The sequence below is a fragment of the Brevundimonas sp. ABV4_179 genome (genome assembly GCF_056311945.1).
This window is the reverse complement of the sequence record NZ_CM149976.1, coordinates 2,794,891-2,813,611: the sequence shown is the minus strand read 5'-3', so window position 1 is coordinate 2,813,611 and position 18,721 is coordinate 2,794,891. Positions and strand designations below refer to the sequence as shown.

At 66.1% G+C, this 18,721-nt stretch carries 12 protein-coding genes; 5 read left to right on the top strand and 7 right to left on the bottom strand.

From position 1 onward, the window contains the following. Nucleotides 1-41 precede the first annotated feature (41 nt). Genes accC through aroQ form a run of 3 tightly spaced genes read right to left on the bottom strand, consistent with a single transcriptional unit; the run spans nt 42 to nt 2,384 of the window. The gene (gene accC / locus ACYX4P_RS13705; RefSeq protein ID WP_248119110.1) at nt 42-1,394 is read right to left on the bottom strand and encodes an acetyl-CoA carboxylase biotin carboxylase subunit; all 1,353 of its coding nucleotides are present in this window, start codon (nt 1,392-1,394) and stop codon (nt 42-44) included. 3 nt (nt 1,395-1,397) lie between these two features. Then, complete coding sequence (gene accB, locus ACYX4P_RS13700) at nt 1,398-1,892, bottom strand: acetyl-CoA carboxylase biotin carboxyl carrier protein (RefSeq protein ID WP_248119112.1); 495 nt, start codon at nt 1,890-1,892, stop codon at nt 1,398-1,400. 45 nt (nt 1,893-1,937) lie between these two features. Then, nucleotides 1,938-2,384 carry a type II 3-dehydroquinate dehydratase gene (gene aroQ / locus ACYX4P_RS13695; RefSeq protein ID WP_248119115.1) on the bottom strand — a complete coding sequence of 149 codons (447 nt, stop codon included), beginning with the start codon at nt 2,382-2,384 and terminating at the stop codon, nt 1,938-1,940. Nucleotides 2,385-2,576: 192 nt separating this feature from the next. Here aroQ and thiS point away from each other — a divergent pair, with 192 nt between their 5' ends. Continuing rightward, nucleotides 2,577-2,777, top strand: a complete 201-nt coding sequence (gene thiS, locus ACYX4P_RS13690) for a sulfur carrier protein ThiS (protein WP_248119117.1) — start codon at nt 2,577-2,579, stop codon at nt 2,775-2,777. 61 nt (nt 2,778-2,838) lie between these two features. Then, nucleotides 2,839-3,621: a HisA/HisF-related TIM barrel protein gene (locus tag ACYX4P_RS13685; RefSeq protein ID WP_248119119.1), complete on the top strand. Its 783-nt coding sequence runs from the start codon at nt 2,839-2,841 to the stop codon at nt 3,619-3,621. Between the two features lie 30 nt (nt 3,622-3,651). Here ACYX4P_RS13685 and ACYX4P_RS13680 read toward each other — a convergent pair whose 3' ends face one another. The 4 genes from ACYX4P_RS13680 to ACYX4P_RS13665 all read right to left on the bottom strand — a co-directional run bounded on the left by ACYX4P_RS13680 (nt 3,652) and on the right by ACYX4P_RS13665 (nt 9,134). Beyond that, nucleotides 3,652-5,640 carry a M61 family metallopeptidase gene (locus tag ACYX4P_RS13680; RefSeq protein ID WP_248119122.1) on the bottom strand — a complete coding sequence of 663 codons (1,989 nt, stop codon included), beginning with the start codon at nt 5,638-5,640 and terminating at the stop codon, nt 3,652-3,654. Between the two features lie 235 nt (nt 5,641-5,875). After that, complete coding sequence (locus ACYX4P_RS13675) at nt 5,876-7,831, bottom strand: M61 family metallopeptidase (RefSeq protein WP_292049460.1); 1,956 nt, start codon at nt 7,829-7,831, stop codon at nt 5,876-5,878. 135 nt (nt 7,832-7,966) lie between these two features. After that, nucleotides 7,967-8,452, bottom strand: a complete 486-nt coding sequence (locus tag ACYX4P_RS13670; protein WP_248121308.1) for a hypothetical protein — start codon at nt 8,450-8,452, stop codon at nt 7,967-7,969. A 133-nt stretch (nt 8,453-8,585) separates the two neighbouring features. After that, complete coding sequence (locus ACYX4P_RS13665) at nt 8,586-9,134, bottom strand: FKBP-type peptidyl-prolyl cis-trans isomerase (RefSeq protein ID WP_248121310.1); 549 nt, start codon at nt 9,132-9,134, stop codon at nt 8,586-8,588. A gap of 98 nt (nt 9,135-9,232) precedes the next feature. Between ACYX4P_RS13665 and ACYX4P_RS13660 the strand changes: the two genes are divergently transcribed. From ACYX4P_RS13660 to rpoC, 3 genes are all read left to right on the top strand, one after another. Continuing rightward, nucleotides 9,233-9,928, top strand: coding sequence for a hypothetical protein (locus ACYX4P_RS13660; RefSeq protein ID WP_476069801.1), 696 nt, complete (start codon nt 9,233-9,235; stop codon nt 9,926-9,928). 299 nt (nt 9,929-10,227) lie between these two features. Further along, the gene (rpoB, locus tag ACYX4P_RS13655) at nt 10,228-14,343 is read left to right on the top strand and encodes a DNA-directed RNA polymerase subunit beta (protein ID WP_248121313.1); all 4,116 of its coding nucleotides are present in this window, start codon (nt 10,228-10,230) and stop codon (nt 14,341-14,343) included. A gap of 126 nt (nt 14,344-14,469) precedes the next feature. Next, entirely contained in the window at nt 14,470-18,666 is a 4,197-nt protein-coding gene (gene rpoC, locus ACYX4P_RS13650) for a DNA-directed RNA polymerase subunit beta' (RefSeq protein ID WP_248121315.1), read from the top strand. The last annotated feature ends 55 nt before the right edge of the window (nt 18,667-18,721 follow it).

Here is an 18,721-nt window from a genome sequence, read left to right as displayed (position 1 = left end):
GAAACCGCCGAAAGGCCCGCTGGCGCTGAAATCGGGGTCCGTCAGGCGTCGCCCTTCTGACGGGCAGCCCATTTCTCCAGCCAGTGGATATCGTAGTCGCCCGACAGGATGTCCGGCTCGGCCAGCAGCTTCTGGAACAGAGGGATGGTGGTGTCGACGCCGCCGATGACCACCTCGCCCAGCGACCGCTTCAGGCGTGCGATGGCCTCCTCGCGGTCGCGACCGTGGACGATGAGCTTGCCGATCAGGCTGTCATAATAGGGCGGGATCGAATAGCCGGCGTAGATGGCGCTATCCAGACGCACGCCCAGGCCGCCCGGGGCGTGGAAGTCTGTGATCTTGCCCGGCGACGGGGTGAAGGTCTCGGGGTTCTCGGCGTTGATCCGCACCTCGATGGCGTGGCCCTTGAACTCGATGTCGTCCTGGGTGAACGACAGCGGCAGACCGGCGGCGATCCGCACCTGTTCGCGCACCAGATCGACGCCGGTGATCATTTCCGTGACCGGGTGTTCGACCTGCAGGCGGGTGTTCATCTCGATGAAGAAGAACTCGCCGTCCTCCCACAGGAATTCGATGGTGCCGACGCCAAGATAGCCGATGGCGGCGATGGCCTTGTTGACCGTTTCGCCGATCTTCTTGCGACCTTCCGCCGACAGGGCGGGCGAGGGGGCCTCTTCCAGCACCTTCTGGTGACGGCGTTGCAGCGAGCAGTCGCGTTCGCCCAGGTGGACGACATTGCCGTGGCTGTCGGCGATGACCTGAATCTCGATGTGGCGCGGCTTCTGGAGGTAGCGCTCCATATAGACGGCGCCGTTGCCGAAGGCGGCCTTGGCCTCGGATTGGGCGGTCTGGACCGCCTCGACCAGGTCGTCGGGCGTCAGGGCCACCTTCATGCCGCGTCCGCCGCCGCCCGCCGCCGCCTTGACGATCAGCGGGAAGCCGATGGACTTGGACGCCTCGATGGCGGCCTCGACCGTCTCGACCTCGCCGTCGGAACCGGGGACGACGGGGATGCCCGCGTCCTTGACGGTCTGTTTGGCGCTGATCTTGTCGCCCATGACCCGGATATGATCGGGCTTGGGACCGATGAAGGTCATGCCGTGCGCTTCGACGATCTCGGCGAAGCGGGCGTTCTCGGACAGGAAGCCATAGCCGGGGTGGATGGCCTGGGCGCCGGTGATCTCGGCCGCCGCGATGATCGAGGGGATGTTCAGATAAGACTTGGCGGCCGAGGCCGGGCCGATGCAGACGCTCTCATCCGCCAGTCGCACCCACATGGCGCCCCTATCGGCCTCGGAATGGACGGCGACAGTGGAGATGCCCATCTCCTTGCAGGCCCGGTGGACCCGCAGGGCGATCTCGCCGCGATTGGCGATCAGAACCTTGGTGAACATGGCTTACGCCTCGAGCAGGACGAGGGCTTCGCCGAACTCGACCGGCTGGGCGTCGCCGACCAGGATGTCGGCGACCACGCCGTCGCGCGGGGCCTGGATCGGGTTCATCGTCTTCATCGCCTCGACGATCAGCAGGGTCTGGCCCTTCTTGACCTTGTCGCCCGGCTGGACGAAGGCCGGCGCCTCGGGCGAGGGCTGAAGGTAGGCGGTGCCGACCATCGGCGACTTCACCTCTTCGCCCGCGCGGGCGACGATGGCGGCGGGATCGCTGGGCATGGCGGCAGGCGCAGCAGCGGCGGCGGCGGGCGCGGCGGCGACCGCAGCGGGTGCGGCGGCGTACTGGACCGGGGCGGCGTTGACGGTGATTTCGCGCGCGACGCGGATGCGCAGTTCGCCGCGTTCGACCTCGACCTCGGTCAGGTCGGTCTCGTTCAGAATCTCGGCCAGCTGGCGAACCAGAGCGGCGTCGATTTCGGCGTGTTTCTTGTCATCGGCCATTGGAATGCGCCTTGTCTTTCGTGTGTGTAAGCGAACGGGCGGCCCTCAGGGCCGTTCCCGGATCAGGGTCAGGGCCGCCTGGACGGCCAGTTCATAGCCGGTCGCGCCGAAACCGGCGATGACGCCGGTCGCCGCGGACGACACATAGGAGTGATGGCGAAACGTCTCGCGCGCCGCCGGATTGGACAGATGCAGTTCGATCACCGGGATCGACAGCATCTTCAACGCATCGTGCAGGGCCACCGAAGTGTGGCTGTAGGCCGCCGGATTGATGATCAGGGCGTCGGCGCCCTCTCGCGCTTCCTGAATCCAGTCGACCAGCGCGCCCTCGTGATTGGTCTGGCGAAACACGACCTGCGCGCCGCCCGCCGCCTTGACGCACCGCTGCTCGATATCCGCCAGGGTGTCGCGGCCATAGATGTCAGGCTCCCGAACCCCGAGCAGGTTCAGGTTGGGGCCGTTCAGCACATGAATGACGGGCGTTTCGGCCATGGTCCCAGGAATCGATCCGGCGCAGTGCGGCGCAAGAGGGGCCTTTTAGCGGACGCTGGGCTTGGGTCAAACGGTCGGCGTATCGAAGTTTACGCCGAGGCAGGGGTGTCGGATGGGGTTCGCCGGGCGCCGTACTCTGGCGAAGTCGCCCGCCGCCGTCTATCTGCGCAGCACGCCAGACGGAGAGCCGCCATGAACCAGATCCAATTGAACGGCGAACCCCGCCTGGTCCAGGCCGCCACCATCCTGGCCCTGGTCGAGGAACTGGCGCTGGACCCGCGCAAGGTGGCGGTCGAGCGCAATCTGGAAATCGTGCCCCGCTCGCTCCACGCCTCCACCCCCATCGCGCCCGGCGACCACATCGAACTGGTCCAGTTCGTGGGCGGGGGCTGATCGCGATCAAATCGGGCAACGACGGCTTTCCCTGAGGCCATCGGAGGCTTAGGTCAGCCCCATGACCGATACAGCCTCCGAAACCTGGTCCGTCGCGGGCCGCACCTTCACCTCGCGCCTGATCGTGGGCACGGGCAAATACGCCGACTACGCCCAGAACGCCGCCGCCGCCGAGGCTGCGGGGGCCGAGATCGTGACCGTGGCCGTGCGCCGGGTGAACCTGTTGGACCCGACCCAGCCGATGCTGGTCGACTATGTGAAGCCGGACCGCTTCACCTTCCTGCCCAACACCGCCGGCTGTTTCACCGGCGAGGATGCGGTGCGGACCCTGCGTCTGGCGCGCGAGGCGGGGGGATGGAGCCTGGTCAAGCTGGAGGTGCTGTCCAACACCGCCCACCTGTATCCCGACATGATCGAGACGCTGCGGGCGCTGGACCTGCTGATCAAGGACGGGTTCGACGTCATGGTCTATTGCACGGACGACGTGGTGATGGCCAAACGGCTGGAGGACGCCGGCGCCGCCGCCATCATGCCTGCCGCCGCTCCGATCGGTTCGGGTCTGGGCATCCAGAACGAGGTCAATGTTCGCCTGATCGTGGAGCAGGCCAAGGTTCCGGTGCTGGTCGACGCCGGCGTGGGCACGGCCTCGGACGCGACTCGCGCGATGGAGCTGGGCTGCGACGCCGTGCTGATGAACACCGCCATCGCCGGGGCCAAAGATCCCATCCGCATGGCCCGGGCCATGAAACACGCGGTCATGGCCGGCCGCGACGCCTATCTGGCCGGTCGGATGGCCAAGCGGATGTACGCCGACCCGTCGTCGCCGCTGGCGGGGCTGATCTGACCTTCCGATATCGGGCGCCGGGTGACAGCCTCAGCGCCGCCGGGGCGCCAGGATGTCGGACAGGCGGTCGGGGGTTCCCTCGATCCGTTCCAGGCGCGGATAGCGCAGGCCGTCGTGGTAGGCGAAGGCGACGGTGCGGAAACGGTCGCCGGATTTCAGCAGCAGTTCGAGAGGGGCGTCCGTTCCCTTGGCGGCTGTGACGGCGTTGCGGAGGACCTCGGCCGAGGCGGCCTTGCCGTTGACGGCGACCAGCGTCCAGCCGGCGCCGACGCCTTGTTCGAAGGCGGGGCCGCCCCAGCGGATATTGGTCAGCTTGTCGCCCGACAGGGTGAAGCCCAGCGAATACTGGAAGTCGTTGGCCCAGCCGCTCTGAACCGCCTTTTCGTCGGCGTTGGGCGTGTCGGTGTAGGTCAGGCGCCAGCCGGCGCGGGCCAGGCCGTCCAGCGGCGCGCGGGCGTCTGGGCCGACGGCGTCGAGGCGGCTGCGTAGGAAGGCGGCCCAGTCGTGCGGATAGACGGCGTTCAGGGCCGCGACCACATCCTGGAACGTATAACCCTGCGGCGCCCATTGGCCGTCGTCGTGGCCGAAGAAGGCGCGGGCGAAGTCGTCGAGGGATTTGCGACCGTTCGTGCCTTCGCGGATCAGGGTGTCGGCGTCCAGCCAGACCAGCAGGCTCTCTCGGTAATAGTCGCCGGTGCCGCGCATCCATGACGGATACTGGCCCGTCACCCGATAGCCCAGCAGGTTGTGGTTGTTGGTGTCCTGAAGCGCGCGCCACTGGCGGCCCGGCTGCTGGTCGTAGAAGGCCGCCACATTGGCCAGGGTGGCCAGGGCGACGCCCTTGGAATGCAGGCCGGCGCGGGCGGCCAGCACGTCGCCCCAGTATTCGGTCTGACCCTCATAGACCCACAGGAGCGTGTTCTGGGTCGGGACGTTGTGGTTGGCGGTCAGTTCGTCCGCCGGACGCATGAACTTGCCGTTCCAGGAGTGGGCGTATTCGTGGGGCAGGAGGCCCCGGTCGCCCGCGCTCTTGGCCCAGTTGGTGAAGAAGTCGGGGGCGCCGGTGTTCTCGGACGAGCGATGATGCTCCAGCCCGATGCCGCCCATCTGGTCGGTCAGGGCGAACAGGAACTCGTAGTGGTCGAAGTGGCGGGCGCCGAACAGGCGGTCGGCCTGCTGGACCATGTTCTCGAACAGCTTCAACTGGTCGTCCGTGGCGGCCAGACCCTTGGCCTCGTCGGCCAGGATATTCAGGTGGACCCTTGATTCAGACGGGGCGCCGCTGGGGTCGATGTCCACGCGGCGATAATGGGCGCCGGCGAAGATGGGGCTGTCGATCAGGGTGTAGAGGTCGGTGGGGGCGAAGGTCGCCACGTCGCCGTCCTGGGACGCCGTGGTCAGGGCCGTGCCGTATTTCCAGCCGGCGGGCAGGACGACCGAGGGGGCGACCTGGATCTGGCGGCTGAAATAGCCGGCCGGATAGAGGATGGCCTTCTCCCATTGCAGATTGACCATGGCCGGGGTCATCAGCACGCGCCAGTTGGAGCTGTCGGGCTGGGTCAACTGCTGGAACGCGACGTGGATGCTGGTCACGCCTGCCGGGATGTCGAGGTGAAAGGCGTAGGGGTCCAGCGTGTCGCGCAGCCATTCGATCCGCTGGCCATTGGCGGTCACGGTCAGGCCGGACAGCAGCTGGATGGGGCCGGTGGCGGCGTGGTTGCCGGGCAGGAACTTCGGATAGAGCAGGGTCAGCGGACCGGCGGCGGCGACCGGGATGGTCTGGCGCACCCGGATGATGCGGCGGTCCAGATCGGTGATGTCGGCGCGGTACTGGATGACGCCGGGATAGGGCTTGTCCTGCGGCGTGGGGATGGCCGGCTGGGCGCGGGGCAGGGCCAGCGGCGCCTGGGCGGCGTCGGTGATGACGGGGGTGGACCGGAAGGTCTGAGCCATCGCAGGTGCGGCGGCGGTCGTCATCAGGACGGCGAGGCAGGCGGCGGTCAGGCGGGTACGCGGCATTCGGTCATCCAGGCATGAAGGCAGGCGCGCACCGTCGAGGACGTCGGGCGATGCGTCAAGGGACAGATGGCCGCGACTTAAACCCTCTCACTTTGGGAGAGGGCTTGAGCCTCGGAGAGCCGCAGGCGATCCGCAAGGCGAAAGGGCGAGGGTCGGGTGGTGCGACTTGGCCCGCGACCCGACCCTCATCCGACCCCTTGGGGGGCCGCCTTCTCCCAGCGGGAGAAGGATATTTTTATCGCCGCCTTGGCGTCAGGATGTCGGTAAGGCGGTCGGGCGTTCCGGGGATGCGTTCCAGGCGGGGGTAGCGAAGGCCGTCGTGGTAGTCGAGGACGACGGTCTTGAACTGGTCGCCGTCCTTGACGATCAGCGCAACGGGGACAGCCGGGTCCTTGGCGGCGGTGACGGCGGCGGAGAGCCTGTCGGGCGTGGCGGCCTGACCGTCGACGGCGACGATCTCCATGCCCACGGCCAGGCCCGCCTTGAAGGCCGGGCTGTCCCACTGGACGCTGCGGATCTTGTTGCCCTCGCCGGTCTGGAAGCCCAGGGAATAGGTGAAGTCGTTGCGCTTCAGCTCGGCGTACAGGGTCTTCATATAGTCGGTGGGCTTGTCGGCGAAGGCCAGGCGCCAGCCGCCGCGCGCCAGGCCGTCCAGCGGGGCGCGGGCGTTCGGACCATCGGCGTCCAGACGGGTGCGCAGGAAGGTGGCCCAATCGCTGGCGACCACGCCGTTCAGGGCCGCGACTACATCCTCGAACGTATAGGGGGCGGGCGCGTAGCTGCCATCCTGGACGCCGTAGAAGGCGCGGGCGAAGTCGTCGAGCGACTTGCGGCCATTCGTCTTCTCCCGGATCAGGGTGTCGACGTCGAGCCAGATCAGCTGGCCCTCGGAATAGTAGTCCTCGTCGCGCTGCCACGACAGCCAGCCCTTGGCCTGGCGCTGGCTGATGATCGGGTCGTTGGTGGTGTCCTGAAGAGCGCGCCATTGGCGGCCGACGCGCGCGTCATAGGTCGCCGCCGTCAGGGCCAGGGCGTCCATCGCCTGTTGCGCGGTCAGAAGACCCGAACGGGCGGCGATGACCTGGCCGTAGTATTGAGTCTGGCCCTCATAGACCCACAGCAGGCTGTTCTGCAGGGGCGAGTTGAAGTTGGGCACATACTGGTCGGCGGGGCGGCGCCATTTGCCGTCCCAGGAATGGTTCATCTCGTGGCTGAGCAGGTCGCGGTCGGACAGGTGCGTGGCCCAGCCGGTGAAGAAGGCGGGATCGACCGAGTTTTCGGAACTGCGGTGATGCTCCAGCCCGATGCCGCCCAGCTTGTCCGTCATGGCGATCAGGAAGTCGTAGTGGTCGAAGTGACGCGCGCCATAGAGGCGGTCCATCTGCGTCACCAGATTCCGCAGAATCTGAATCTGCTCGTCCGTGGCGTTCAGGCTGTCGGCCTCGTCGGCGACGATGTTGGCCCGCACGGGCGAGCGGCCGCCGGGATCGAGGTCGATCTGGCGATAGTGGACGCCGGCGAAGATGGGACTGTCGATCAGGACTTCCAGATCGACCGGCTTGAAGGTCTGGACGTCGCCGTTCTTTTCCAGCGGCTCCAGCGCCGTGCCGAACTGCCAGCCGGTCGGGAGTTTGACGGTGGGCTGGACCATGATGTTTCGCGACCAGTGACCGGCCGGATAGAGCAGCATCTTCTCCCACTGAAGGTTCAGCATCTCAGGCGTCATTGTGATGCGGCCCTGGGCGCCGGCGGTCGGCGAAAGGTGCTGCAGCTTCACCTCAAGCGCGGTCGCGCCGGCGGGAACCACGATGTGGTAGGCGAAGGGGCGAAGGGTGTCGCGCACCCATTCCACCCGCTGGCCGCCGGCGGTGATCTCGATTCCCGCAAGCTGGGGGATAGGGCCGACCGGGCCATGGTTGCCGGGCAGCCATTCAGGGAAATACAGCACCATCGGCCCGGCCTGGGCGACGGGAATGGTCTCGGTCACGGAGAAGATGCGCTGCGACAGGTTGGTGGCGTCGATATCCAGCTTGATCACGCCGGGATAGGCCACGTCCTGGGAGTCCGGGATCGGCGGCAGGGGCGCGGGCAGGGCGGGGGCGTAGGTCGAGGCCTGCTGCGCCAAGGCGGCAGGGGCGGCCGAGACGAGCAGAAGCGCCAGACCGGCGACGCGAAGACGGGTGGGGATCATCACGGACTCTCAAAGCCTTCCGGGGGGAGGCGCGACAGTCCGCCGCAGGAGCGGGGGCGTCAAGCGTCAGCGGTGATCCGAAATTGCACTGCACTTCCGAAAACGCGTGCAATGTACAAGAAAGTGCAATTTCGCTCAGTCTTCCTCCATCGGACGAAGAGGCGGCGTGGTTGGCAGATTGTGTTGTCTTTTCGGGTCGTTCGCCATGCCGCGATAGTAGCGTACGGCATGGTCGTCGATCTTGGCTATGGCCTCCAGATCCCGGTGCAGTCGCGACCAGCCCCGCGCCTCGATCAGTTTTCCGTCGATCATCGCCTTGGATGCGTTGGCCCAAGCCAATCGCGCCATGTCGGCGGCGTTGCAGGGCAGGCGCTGATCGATGAAGTCCAGTTCGTAGTCCGCGAGCGGCTCGAACACTGCGCCATGGGGTTGATCCGATCTGCGCCACCCCTCGGTGCGGGCGCGCCAGCGGAAGGTCGAGAGGCTGAGGCCGTGACGCTCGCATACCTCGACGGCGAAACCGCCGGCCAGATAGTCTTTGCGGGCGGCGGCCCACGTCGCAGCGGACCGTCGGGTCCAGTCGGGGGCGTTCGGTTGGGGATCGGAGCGGTCATCGGTCATGCCGACCATGATGCGCGCGCCGCTTCCTATGGCCGGAAAATTGACGCTGGCGGCCTGCAAGGCATTGAAACCACGGGCTGCGTTGTCCGCACATAGGATGGAGAGCGGGCGCCAACCATCCTATTTCCAGGGTTCAGCCGGGCTTGACCTCCAGCAGTTCGACCGAGAACCGCAGGGTGGAGTTGGGCGGCAGTTCGTCGCCGCCGACCCAGCGCGAGCCGTAGGCCAGGGAGGCGGGGATGACGAACTCGTAGATCTCGCCGACGTGCATCAGGGCCACGCCCTCGGTCCAGCCCTTGATGACGCGGTTCAGCGGGAACTCGGCCGGTTCGTTGCGGGAATAGGAGCTGTCGAACTCGCGCCCGTCGATGAAGGTGCCGCGATAGTGGACCTTGACCGTGTCGGAGCCGGAGGGCTGGGCGCCGTCGGGATGAGCCTTTCCGACGCGGCGGTATTGCAGCCCGCTCTCGGTGGTCGTCCAGCCGCGCCGCGCGCCGTTCCACGCGAGATAGTCGGCGTTGCCCTGGTCCCACAGCTGCTGGGCCGTCAGGCCGGCCTCGCCCTGAACCTGGGCGGCGGCGCGGGCGGCGGCGGACGCCGTCTCGGCATAGGTCACGGGCTGGCGTGTGGCGCAGGCGGACAGGGCGAGGACGGCGAACAGGGGAAGTGCGATGCGGATCATGCGAGCACGTCTAGCAACGCGAACGCAACGCCGCCAGATGTAGAGCTTGCCCAAACCCGTGAGGTTTGAGAGATGTCGCGGACACGGGGAGCGACGTTTTGCCAGTCATGATCCAGGCCGCCGAGCCGCCGGCGCAGGTCGTCGCCACCGCGCCCATCTATCGTCCGGTGGAGGTTCTGAGCCCGACCGAGCCGCTTGCCGTCCTGATCAAGGCGACCGCTGACCGAAACTGGAAGCCGGTCGTTCGGGATGTTCTGGCGTCCTGGGCCGCGGCGGGCGTGTCGCCGGATTGCAGCGACACAAGCGCGCCCCCCGACAGCATCGTGGCGCGCAGCGCCATGGAGAGCTTGCCGATCAAGGTGGCGCCGAACGGTGAGCAGGTGGAACGAGGAGAGGCGCTGATCCGCACGGTCGTTCCCTGGTGCGGGGCCGACCGGGAAATCAATGTCCTGGTCTTCTTTCATGGCGGACAGTGGCGCGGACTGAACATGAGCGTGGGCGGCACCATGACCGGACCCAGGCTCTATATGGACATTCTCCAGCAGGTCACGCCTCGGCTGATCCCCGTGCTCAACGCCGATAGCGGATCCTGCAGGGGCCGGGTTCCTCAGCCCGCCGGCCGACTGACCAATACGGAAATGACCTCCCTGACCGGCGATCCGCTCAATCCGACGCAATGGACCGAGCGTTGGACCTGGACCGCCTGCGGTCTGAATACGTCCCTGAATCTTGTCATGACCGTTCAATCGGATGGATCGACACGGTTCGAGACAAGCGGGCCAACGCCGAACTGAAGTTCGCCCGCGCAAGATTTGGCCCGGGGCCTTTATTTCGTCGCGAATGCGCGTATATGTGCGCGTTCCCGCACCACTCCATATGAGTCTGCGCGCAAGCGCCGAGGCCCGGTCCGTCGCCCTCCGACCGTGCGAAGGCGCGGCTCCTTCCCCAGGGAGCCGGTACATTTCAGGCGTCCTGGCCCGGCAGCGGGCCGAGGGTGGGCGCCGAAAACCTGGCTGCGGACGCTGAAAGGCGCGCCGTGGCTGCTGCATTTCACGCACGGCTTTCCCGGGTCGTGCGTCATGGGAAACACTGAATGACTGACGTCGCCCACGATCTCGCCATCAACGGTCAGATCGCCTCCGCCACCTCGTTCACCGGCAAGAAGCGCATCCGCAAATCCTTCGGGCGCATTCCCGAAGCGGTGGCGATGCCGAACCTGATCGAGGTTCAGCGCGCCTCCTACGAACAGTTCCTGCAGCGTGAGGTCCGTCCGGGCCAGCGCAAGGAGCAGGGCATCGAGGCGGTCTTCAAGTCGGTGTTCCCGATCAAGGACTTCAACGAACGCGCCATCCTGGAATACGTCTCGTACGAGTTCGAAGAGCCGAAGTACGACGTCGAGGAGTGCATTCAGCGCGACATGACCTATGCCGCGCCGCTGAAGGTCAAGCTGCGCCTGATCGTGTTCGAGACCGACGAGGAAACGGGAGCCCGTTCGGTCAAGGACATCAAGGAGCAGGACGTCTATATGGGCGACATCCCGCTCATGACGGACAAGGGCACCTTCATCGTCAACGGCACCGAGCGCGTGATCGTGTCGCAGATGCACCGCTCGCCGGGCGTCTTCTTCGATCACGACAAGGGCAAGACGCACTCCTCGGGCAAGCTGCTGTTCGCCGCCCGCGTGATCCCGTACCGCGGGTCGTGGCTGGACTTCGAGTTCGACGCCAAGGACGTGGTCTATGTCCGCATCGACCGCCGCCGCAAGCTGCCGGCCACGACCTTCCTGATGGGGCTGGGCATGGACGGCGAGGAAATCCTGAAGACCTTCTACGAGACCGTGCCCTACGAGAAGCGCGGCGAGGGTTGGGTCACGCCGTACAAGGCCGAGCGCTGGCGCGGTGTGAAGCCGGAGTTCGACCTGGTCGACGCCGACACCGGCGAAGTGATCGCCCAGGCCGGCCAGAAGATCAGCGCGCGCGCCGCCAAGAAGCTGGGCGACACCACGACGTCGCTTTCGCTGGCCGCCGACGCCCTGCTGACCAAATATCTGGCCAATGACGCGGTGAACTTCGAGACCGGCGAAATCTACGCCGAGGCCGGCGACGAACTGGACGCCCCGACCATCGAAGTGCTGGAGCAGAACGGCTTCACCACCATCGAGGTGCTGGACATCGACCACGTCACGGTCGGCGCCTATATGCGCAACACCCTGCGCGTCGATAAGAACGACAACCGCGAGGACGCCCTGTTCGACGTCTATCGCGTGATGCGCCCGGGCGAGCCGCCCACCCCGGAAGCCGCCGAAGCCATGTTCAACTCGCTGTTCTTCGACAGCGAACGCTACGACCTGTCGGCCGTCGGCCGGGTCAAGATGAACATGCGTCTGGAAAGCCCCGAGGTCTCCGACGAGATCCGGGTCCTTCGCAAGGAAGACGTGCTGAAGGTGCTGCAGATTCTGGTCGGCCTGAAGGACGGCCGGGGCGAGATCGACGACATCGACAACCTGGGCAACCGCCGCGTCCGTTCGGTCGGCGAGCTGCTGGAAAACCAGTACCGCGTCGGCCTGCTGCGGATGGAGCGCGCCATCAAGGAGCGCATGTCGTCGGTCGATATCGACACAGTCATGCCGCACGACCTGATCAACGCCAAGCCGGCCGCCGCCGCGGTTCGCGAGTTCTTCGGTTCGTCGCAGCTGTCGCAGTTCATGGACCAGACGAACCCGCTGTCGGAAATCACCCACAAGCGTCGCCTTTCGGCGCTTGGCCCGGGCGGTCTGACGCGCGAGCGCGCGGGCTTCGAAGTCCGCGACGTGCACCCGACGCACTATGGCCGCATCTGCCCGATCGAAACGCCGGAAGGCCCGAACATCGGCCTGATCAACTCGCTGGCCACCCACGCGCGGGTCAACAAGTACGGCTTCATCGAAAGCCCGTATCGTCGCGTGAAGGACGGCCAGGCCCAGGGCGAGGTGGTCTACATCTCGGCCATGGAAGAGTCGAAGTACACGATCGCTCAGGCCAATATCGAACTGAAGGACGGCCAGATCGTCGAGGACCTAGTCCCCGGCCGGATCAACGGTGAATCCCAGCTCCTGAACAAGGACGCCGTGGACATGATGGACGTGTCGCCGAAACAGGTCGTTTCGGTCGCTGCGGCCCTGATCCCGTTCCTGGAAAACGACGACGCCAACCGCGCGCTGATGGGCGCCAACATGCAACGTCAGGCCGTGCCGCTGGTGCAGTCGGACGCGCCGCTGGTCGGCACCGGCATGGAAGCGGTCGTCGCCGTGGACTCCGGCGCTGTCGTGGTCGCCCGTCGTGACGGCGTCGTCGAACAGATCGACGGCACCCGCATTGTCGTGCGCGCCACAGGCGACGTGGACGCCGCCCGCTCGGGCGTCGACATCTATCGTCTGTCGAAGTTCCAGCGTTCGAACCAGTCGACCTGCATCAACCAGCGCCCGATCGTGCGCGTGGGCGATCAGGTGAAGGGCGGCGACGTGATCGCCGACGGTCCGTCGACGGACCTGGGCGAACTGGCCCTGGGCCGCAACGCCCTGGTCGCCTTCATGCCCTGGAACGGCTACAACTTCGAAGACTCCATCCTGATCTCCGAGCGCATCGTGCGCGACGACGTCTTCACCTCGATCCACCTGGAAGAGTTCGAAGTCGCCGCCCGCGATACGAAGCTCGGGCCTGAAGAAATCACGCGCGACATCCCCAACGTCGGCGAGGAAGCCCTGCGCAACCTCGACGAAGCGGGCATCGTGGCCATCGGTGCCGAGGTCCAGCCGGGCGACATCCTGGTCGGCAAGGTGACGCCGAAGGGCGAAAGCCCGATGACCCCGGAAGAGAAGCTGCTGCGCGCCATCTTCGGCGAGAAGGCTTCGGACGTGCGCGACACCTCGCTGCGCCTGCCGCCCGGCGTCGCCGGCACCATCGTCGACGTTCGCGTCTTCAACCGTCACGGCGTCGACAAGGACGAGCGCGCCATGGCGATCGAACGCGCCGAGATCGAACGCCTGGGCAAGGACCGCGACGACGAGCTCAAGATTCTGGAGCGCAACGTCTATGGCCGCCTGAAGCCGCTGATCGTCGGCAAGAACGCCGTGTCGGGGCCCAAGGGCATCGGCCGCGGCGAGCTGACCGACGAGAAGCTGGCCGAGGTCAGCCGTGGTCTGTGGTGGCAGATCGCCCTGGACGACGAAAAGACCATGGGCGAGCTGGAAGCGATGAAGCGCCAGTTCGAAGACGCCCGCAAGCAACTGGACCGTCGTTTCGAAGACAAGGTCGAGAAGCTGCAGCGCGGCGACGAACTGCCCCCCGGCGTGATGAAGATGGTCAAGGTCTTCGTGGCGGTGAAGCGCAAGCTGCAGCCCGGCGACAAGATGGCCGGCCGTCACGGCAACAAGGGCGTCATCTCCAAGATCCTGCCGATCGAGGACATGCCGCACTTGGAAGACGGCACCCACGTCGACGTCGTTCTGAACCCGCTGGGCGTGCCGTCGCGCATGAACATCGGCCAGATCTTCGAAACCCATCTGGGTTGGGCCGCAGCGGGTCTGGGCAAGCAGATCTCCGGTCTGCTGGAAGCCTGGCAGCAGGGCGGGCAGAAGCAGGCCCTGGTCGAGCGGCTGACCGAAATCTACGGCGAGGAAACCCCTCTGCCGCAGGATGAGGAAGAGCTGATCGAGCTGGCCAAGAACCTGTCCAAGGGCGTGCCGTTCGCGACCCCCGTCTTCGACGGCGCGCACATCGGCGACATCGAGCGTCTGCTGGAAGAGGCGGGGCTGAACAAGTCGGCCCAGTCGATCCTGTACGACGGCCAGACGGGCGAGCAGTTCAAGCGCCCGGTCACGGTGGGCTACATCTACATGCTGAAGCTGCACCACCTGGTCGACGACAAGATCCACGCCCGCTCCATCGGCCCGTACTCGCTGGTCACCCAGCAGCCGCTGGGCGGCAAGGCGCAGTTCGGCGGTCAGCGCTTCGGGGAAATGGAGGTCTGGGCTCTGGAAGCCTATGGCGCCGCCTACACCCTGCAGGAAATGCTGACGGTGAAGTCCGACGACGTGGCCGGCCGGACCAAGGTCTACGAGGCCATCGTCCGCGGCGACGACAGCTTCGAGGCCGGCATTCCCGAGAGCTTCAACGTGCTCATCAAGGAAATGCGTTCGCTGGGTCTGAACGTGGAGCTGGAGAACAGCTGAGGCGTGAATGGTGAGCCGTGAATCGTGAGTGGGCCGATCCCGTCACGCTTCACGGCTCACGGATCACGAGCCGCTCTCCATCGACGAAGTTTTTAAGCGGCCCTCGCGCCGCAGAAGGAAACCAAGATGAACCAGGAAGTCCTGAACATCTTCAACCCGGTCCCGGTCACCCCGACCTTCGACCAGATCAAGATCGCCCTGGCCTCGCCGGAGAAGATTCGGTCGTGGTCGTTCGGCGAGATCAAGAAGCCGGAAACCATCAACTACCGCACGTTCAAGCCCGAGCGTGACGGCCTGTTCTGCGCCCGTATCTTTGGCCCGACCAAGGACTACGAATGCCTGTGCGGCAAGTACAAGCGCATGAAGTACAAGGGCATCATCTGCGAGAAGTGCGGCGTCGAAGTCACGCTGGCCCGCGTTCGCCGCGAGCGGATGGGCCACATCGACCTGGCCGCCCCGGTCGCCCACATCTGGTTCCTGAAGTCGCTGCCCAGCCGCATCTCGCTGATGCTGGACATGGCGCTGAAGGACGTCGAGCGCGTCCTGTACTTCGAAAACTACATCGTCACCGAGCCGGGCCTGACTCCGCTGAAGCAGAACCAACTGCTGACGGAAGACGAGTTCTATCGCTATCAGGAAGAGTTCGGCGACGACGGCTTCACCGCCGAGATCGGCGCCGAGGCCGTCCGCAACCTGCTGATGGGCATCGACCTGCACGCCGAGGCTGAAAAGCACCGTGGCGAGCTGGCCGACAATCCCTCGGAAATGAAGGCCAAGAAGGCCTCCAAGCGCCTGAAGCTGATCGAGGCCTTCCTCGAGTCCGGCAACAAGCCCGAATGGATGATCCTGACCATCGTGCCGGTCATCCCGCCGGAACTGCGTCCGCTGGTGCCGCTGGACGGCGGTCGTTTCGCGACCTCGGACCTGAACGACCTGTATCGCCGCGTCATCAACCGCAACAACCGCCTGAAGCGCCTGATGGAGCTGCGGGCGCCGGACATCATCATCCGCAACGAAAAGCGGATGCTGCAGGAATCCGTCGACGCCCTGTTCGACAACGGCCGTCGCGGTCGCGTCATCACCGGCGCCAACAAGCGTCCGCTGAAGTCGCTGGCCGACATGCTGAAGGGCAAGCAGGGTCGCTTCCGTCAGAACCTGCTGGGCAAGCGCGTCGACTATTCGGGCCGTTCGGTCATCACCGTGGGACCGGAACTGAAGCTGCACGAGTGCGGCCTGCCCAAGAAGATGGCGCTGGAGCTGTTCAAGCCGTTCATCTACGCGCGTCTGGACGCCAAGGGCCTGTCGGGCACCGTCAAGCAATCCAAGCGCATGGTCGAGCGCGAGCAGCCCGCCGTCTGGGACATCCTGGACGAGGTCATCCGCGAGCACCCGGTTCTGCTGAACCGCGCGCCGACGCTGCACCGTCTGGGCATCCAGGCGTTCGAACCCAAGCTGATCGAGGGCAAGGCCATCCGCCTGCACCCGCTGGTCTGCACCGCCTTCAACGCCGACTTCGACGGCGACCAGATGGCCGTTCACGTCCCGCTGAGCCTTGAGGCCCAGCTGGAAGCGCGCGTGCTGATGATGTCGACCAACAACATCCTGTCGCCCGCCAACGGCAAGCCGATCATCGTGCCGTCGCAGGACATCGTCCTGGGTCTGTACTATCTGTCGCTGGTCAAGGACGGCGAGCCGGGCGAAGGCAAGCTGTTCGCCAACATCGGCGAGATCGACGCCGCGCTGGACGCCAAGGTCGTGACCCTGCACAGCCGCATCAAGGCGCGCTGGACCGAGCAGGACGCCGAAGGCAATGAGGTGACCAAGGTCATCGACACCACGCCCGGCCGGATGAAGCTGGCGGCCCTGCTGCCGCGCAACCCGAACGTCGGCTATCGCCTGCTCGAAAAGAACCTGACCAAGAAGGAGATCGGGAACCTGATCGACGTGGTCTATCGCCACTGCGGTCAGAAGGCGACGGTCATCTTCGCCGACCAGATGATGGGCCTGGGCTTCCGCGAGGCGGCCAAGGCAGGCATCTCGTTCGGCAAGGACGACATCGTGATCCCGGCCAAAAAGGTCGAACTGGTCGCCGAGACCCGCACCCAGGTCGAGGAGTACGAACAACAGTACGCCGACGGCCTGATCACGCGCGGCGAGAAGTACAACAAGGTCGTCGACGCCTGGGCCAAGGCCACGGACCGGATCGCCGACGCCATGATGGGAGAGATCGCGCAGCCGCGCGTGCTGATCGAGGGCGAGAACCCCGACATCAACTCGGTCTTCATGATGGCCAACTCGGGCGCCCGCGGTTCGCAGGCGCAGATGAAGCAGCTGGGCGGGATGCGCGGCCTGATGGCCAAGCCGTCCGGCGAGATCATCGAGACGCCGATCACCTCGAACTTCAAGGAAGGCCTGACCGTCCTTGAATACTTCAACTCCACCCACGGCGCCCGCAAGGGTCTGGCCGACACCGCGCTGAAGACCGCCAACTCGGGTTATCTGACCCGCCGTCTGGTGGACGTGGCGCAGGACTCGATCGTCACCGAGCAGGATTGCGGCTCGACGCGCGGCATCACCCTGCGTGCGGTGATGGAGGGCGGCGACGTGCTGGTCTCGCTGGGTCAGCGCATCCTGGGTCGCTATGCGGCCGAGGACATCAAGGAGCCGGGCACCGATACGGTCCTGTTCCCCGCCGACACCTATCTGGTGGAAGAAGTGGTCGAGGCCGTGGACGCCGCCGGCGTGCAGTCGGTCAAGGTCCGCTCGGCCCTGACCTGCGAAGCCGACGCCGGCATCTGCGCCCACTGCTACGGCCGTGACCTGGCGCGCGGCACCAACGTCAACATCGGCGAAGCGGTCGGCGTCATCGCCGCCCAGTCGATCGGCGAACCGGGCACCCAGCTGACGATGCGGACCTTCCACATCGGCGGCACGGCCCAGGTGGCGGAAACCTCCTTCATGGAGGCGACCAACGCCGGTACGGCCCGCATCGCCGGCCCGACCGTCGTCGCGGCGCACGGCGACCTGGTGGCCATGAGCCGCAACGTCACCGTGACCGTCGTGGTCGACGGCAAGGACCGCGAGACCCACAAGGCTCCGTACGGCGCCCGCATCCGCGTCAAGGACGGCGGCGAGGTCGCGCGCGGCCAACGCCTGGCCGAGTGGGACCCCTACACCACCCCGATCCTGACCGAAGTGGGCGGCGTCGTCCGCTTCGAGGACCTGGTGGAAGGCCTGTCCGTCAAGGAAGAGACCGACGAAGCGACGGGCATCGCCCAGCGCGTGGTCTCCGACTGGCGCGCCAGCCCGCGTGGTTCGGACCTGCGTCCGGCCATGGGCGTCACCCTGGGCGACGCCTACGCCAAGCTGTCGTCCGGTTCTGACGCCCGCTATCTGCTGCCGGTGGGCGCGGTTCTGTCCGTGTCGAACGGCGACGAGGTCAAGCCTGGCGAGATCATCGCCCGCGTTCCGACCGAAGGCGCCAAGACCCGCGACATCACCGGCGGTCTGCCGCGCGTCGCCGAACTGTTCGAAGCTCGCCGTCCCAAGGACTGCGCGGTCATCGCCGAGATGGATGGTCGCGTCGAATTCGGTCGCGACTACAAGAACAAGCGCCGCATCAAGATCACGCCGGAAGTCAACGCCGACGGCGTGCAGGGCGAGCCGGTCGAGTTCCTGATCCCCAAGGGCAAGCACATCTCCGTCCACGACGGCGATCTGATCCAGAAGGGCGACTACATCATCGACGGCAACCCGGATCCGCACGATCTGCTGCGCATCCAGGGCGTCGAGGCGCTGGCCGAATATCTGGTGAACGAGGTGCAGGAGGTCTATCGCCTGCAGGGCGTGCCGATCAACGACAAGCACATCGAAGTCATCGTGCGTCAGATGCTGCAGAAGGTGGAAGTCCTGGACGCGGGTGAAACCACCCTGATCCGCGGCGACACCGTCGAAGTCGCCGAAGCGGTCCTGGAGAACGCCAAGGTCGAGAAGCGCGGCGGTCGTCAGGCCACCACCCAGCCCGTCCTGCTGGGCATCACCAAGGCGTCGCTGCAGACCCGCAGCTTCATCTCGGCGGCGTCCTTCCAGGAAACCACGCGCGTCCTGACCGAGGCCTCGGTCCACGGCAAGAAGGACATGCTGGAGGGCCTGAAGGAGAACGTGATCGTGGGTCGTCTGATCCCGGCGGGCACGGGCGCCTATCTGCGCAGCCTGCAGAAGATCGCCAACGAGCGCGACGCGGAACTGACCCAGGCCCGCGAAGATGCGATCGAGCCGCTGCCGGCCGATCTGCAACTGGAGCTGGAGAGCAGCGAAGGCTGATCTCCGGGTTCGGAACCAACGACATGAAGAGGGCGGCGCCGGCGACGGCGCCGCC